The following is a 3,244-nucleotide window of genomic DNA, read 5'->3' as shown; positions in this document are numbered from 1 at the left end:
CGAATGATTGATTGTATAAAAAATAGATTTTGTCCTAACTGATTGAAATCCTGATTGATGTGGCATTTGTTAAGCAATTATGCAAAAGGTATACTTGCTTAGCGTATGGTCTACTTCATGTACAGCTTGTCCTGCTTTTATTTGGCTTGATTACTGGCTATAGCAAGCCTGCAAGAGCATTTCTGCAACTTGCTTTAGCCAGTAATCAAGCTACTTTAAATACCTTATATTTCATCTGAAGCAAACCACTCGGCAAATGAATTTTGCGTTTCCCAGAGTTTTAGGCTGTGCAGCGACACCGAAGCTGGCAGTATCTTCTGAAGCCTGGCTTTAAAGTCAAGCAACATGTTTTCGCAGGTGGGCTGGTAAGAGACAAGCTCTAATTTGTGATGTAGTTTCTCAAGCAAAGCGATTAGTTCTGGAGAGCTATCGTCAGCTAAAAGCAAAGCATGATCTAGCTGGTTTAGTATTGCCTCCTGCACCAGTTGCTTCAAATCACTAAAGTCAAGCACCATGCCGTTTTTCGGGCTAGCCTTGTCTGCCAATGGTGTACCTATAATAGTTACCTGCAACTTGTAAGAGTGCCCATGTATGTGGCGGCAAGCACCATCATAACCATTTAGCGCGTGCGCCATCTCGAAAGTAAAGAGGCGCGTAAGCCTTATTTTCGTCATCTGCTAAGCTATAACGGCTGCACCTTTAAGCCTTGCCAACAGCAACTGGTCTTCTGCTTCTAAAAGCTCATCCAGCATGATAACCTGCTTCTCCAGCTCATCTTTAAAGTAAACAGGCAGGTGATGCTTGTAGTACTGAATGCCTTGTTGCAGATTTTCCCAAAAAGATTGAAGGTATTTATACTGCTTATCTGTTAAAGTCTCCAGTTGTTCCTCTTTTTTCTTTTTCCAGTAGTCGATGTACATCTTTAACTCATTGATGAACATGTGCGGTCTGTAACCACTATGGAGCACATTAATTCGACCGTATATATGGCTCACCATTTCCTGCAGTTTATAAATGCCGGAGAAGTAGGCAAGGTTAGGACCAGGACAAATGGAGATAGCTTTTGCTGCAGTTTTTTTGCTCATGTTGTACAATTGAAAGGCTGAGTTTGCCAAGCCTTCACACAAACATTCTTTAGCTAGTACTTTAGCTGCTTCAGTAAGGTAAGTGGTGGTGTCTAATTGCTGCGCCTGTAGCTGCTCAAGCTTTCGGCGCTGGTATTTGCGCGATGCCGTACAAATAGCTTCCGCTGTAAACTCCGTATCTGAAACCAAATGTTTTTTAATGCAGGGACTGCCGGGTTTCCCTCGTTCCGCCCGCTCTTGTTTCAGCAGCTCATTTGATGTGTTACGAAGGGCGTTAAAAGGAACTCCAAGCGGCGAGATATTGCTTAAGTACAGATCTTCTGATTTGGCTGCTGCCAGCTGCTGTAATGTTGGCTCATCCACAGTAGTAGCTTCTGGAACAAGCAGGAACGGTGTTCCCCAGCCCGTTCCGTCTGCTCCATATTCCGACATCAAAAGCTTTTGTTCTGCTGCTGTTCCAATGCCTCCCTGCACTGTTACTTTTTGAGCAGGTATAGCTACCGGAGGGTGTATGTTTTTATGTACCAATGCTGCGCAGTACATGCTGTACAGTTCCAGTCGTAAGGCTTCGCGATTCTGCTTAAACTCTTCTAAAATAGGCCCAAGCAGGTAGCCGTCAGTAGCAAAGGCGTGGCCACCGCAGTTTAAGCCCGACTCAATACGGAACTCTGATACCCACAATCCTTTTTTGGCAAGTATTTTACCTTGCACCATTGCCGAACGGTAATCGCTTACTTTAATGGTGATGGTTTTCTTTGTAATACCGGCTTTATCAGGATAGAAACAAGTAAAGTTTTCCAGGTACGCATACAAACGCATGTTCATCCCTGCTGAGAAAATGACAGAGGAGCTGACCGTGCTGTTGGCAAAGCCACGCAATGCAGCCAATGCATCAGAATATTCCTGCGGCAGCGGCTCGCCATTGCTGTCGTAGTTTGGCCTGTCCAGCTTTGTCATGATGTTCACGTCTATACTGCCTGGCACCACAGCTTCGCACAGCTCCTCCTGTAGGTTGATTTTAATAAAAGGATCATTCGTTTGCCGCATCTCGTGGTATTGCTCTTTAAGAGGAGAGGTATCCGGGAGTAATTCAAAGTATTTTGTTAAGTCAGTGTCAGGCGCAAAGTCCTGCTGCTTTATATCTAGAACCTGCTGTGTTACTACTTCATCAAGCAGGTTCAGGTAGGCTGTGATGCGTTTGGCCCGGTAATCCGGCTCCTTGGCTGAGATGGGTACGTATGGCTTCTCATACTTTGCGCTGTAATACTGGCGCATCTGCTCCAGCAGACTATCGTCGCTAAGCGACACAACGGATGAAATACCGAATCTTGCCACCTTCAGCGGCGAATCAATCGAAAACGACAGCCCCATGACAGGGATGTGAAACTGGTGTGGTGTTGTTTGAAGCATGTATTTTCTTTTGAATTGTTTAATAAATGTAAGTTGATTCGACTACCCCTATTGCTTATGTAATTATTTAAGAGGTTCATTACAAGCTTCTTACGAAGCAATGCCTTCTCCTTTTATACTTAGCATGAATCACTTTGGAAAGGTAGGTAAGGTGCTACAGCTGCTGTATGAGAATGCTCAATCCTGTAAGTGACCTATATCATTGCTCGGCTGTAATAAACAAGTATGGAAGGGGGGAGAGGAGGTGAGGGAAATAACGGGCTGAGTGCAGTAAGTAAAATTGCGGGTAAAAGTTCTATTTCGAACCAGCGCTCCGAGAATGGACTCAATAATCTATGGAGCGTGAAATACTGGGGTGCAAGCAACGAGAGCGATGGCGGTAACAGGATGGTTAAAGTTTCGCCCTTGAATGCCGCAAGTATAGCACCTTTCTGGCCGGTTTGTAATTGACCAGAAAGCATATAGTAATTATGTGCAAGTATAATCCTGAGAATAAGGTTGCCTTGGTGGATGAGTTGGGTGGATAGGAAGAAGTGAAGCTAGGTTCCCAAACCAGCAAAATACCATGAGCGATGCAATGATCGCCAGCACTACCCCGGATATTTTTAATAACCACAGTAACCGTGTGAAGATGGCAAACCTGGTTGTGCAGCTTCTGGTTTTACTTACTTAAATGTAGATGTTGCTTATACTTTAGCTAAAGTAATAATCTATTCGGAACAAGATTATTGCTTAAACTAAAAATTAAT

Annotated in this window: 4 protein-coding genes; 2 read left to right on the top strand and 2 right to left on the bottom strand. The window is 44.1% G+C overall.

Going from position 1 to position 3,244, the window contains the following annotated elements; all coding sequences use genetic code 11:
* Positions 1-224: 224 nt before the first annotated feature.
* Positions 225-674 (bottom strand): 6-pyruvoyl trahydropterin synthase family protein, encoded by a 450-nt coding sequence (locus tag ACFQ2O_RS20710; RefSeq protein ID WP_377532618.1) that lies wholly within the window; start codon positions 672-674, stop codon positions 225-227.
* A gap of 3 nt (positions 675-677) precedes the next feature.
* Entirely contained in the window at positions 678-2,495 is a 1,818-nt protein-coding gene (locus ACFQ2O_RS20705; protein WP_377532615.1) for a hypothetical protein, read from the bottom strand.
* 225 nt (positions 2,496-2,720) lie between these two features.
* Between ACFQ2O_RS20705 and ACFQ2O_RS20700 the strand changes: the two genes are divergently transcribed.
* Together ACFQ2O_RS20700 and ACFQ2O_RS20695 are read left to right on the top strand one after the other, a co-directional pair.
* Positions 2,721-2,945 (top strand): hypothetical protein, encoded by a 225-nt coding sequence (locus tag ACFQ2O_RS20700; RefSeq protein ID WP_377532612.1) that lies wholly within the window; start codon positions 2,721-2,723, stop codon positions 2,943-2,945.
* Positions 2,946-3,018: 73 nt separating this feature from the next.
* Entirely contained in the window at positions 3,019-3,168 is a 150-nt protein-coding gene (locus tag ACFQ2O_RS20695; RefSeq protein WP_377532621.1) for an alpha-L-arabinofuranosidase C-terminal domain-containing protein, read from the top strand.
* Positions 3,169-3,244: the final 76 nt, after the last annotated feature.

Source organism: Pontibacter rugosus, from assembly GCF_042678745.1.
Classification (GTDB): Bacteria; Bacteroidota; Bacteroidia; order Cytophagales; family Hymenobacteraceae; genus Pontibacter; species Pontibacter rugosus.
Note: the sequence above shows the minus strand (reverse complement) of the source record. Positions and strands in the feature narration are given on the sequence as shown.

Excerpts from the sequence above, each read along its gene's own strand:
- ACFQ2O_RS20710 (WP_377532618.1), bottom strand. The coding sequence starts at position 674 with ATGACGAAAATAAGGCTTACGCGCCTCTTTACTTTCGAGATGGCGCAC.
- ACFQ2O_RS20705 (WP_377532615.1), bottom strand. The coding sequence starts at position 2,495 with ATGCTTCAAACAACACCACACCAGTTTCACATCCCTGTCATGGGGCTG.
- ACFQ2O_RS20700 (WP_377532612.1), top strand. The coding sequence starts at position 2,721 with ATGGAAGGGGGGAGAGGAGGTGAGGGAAATAACGGGCTGAGTGCAGTA.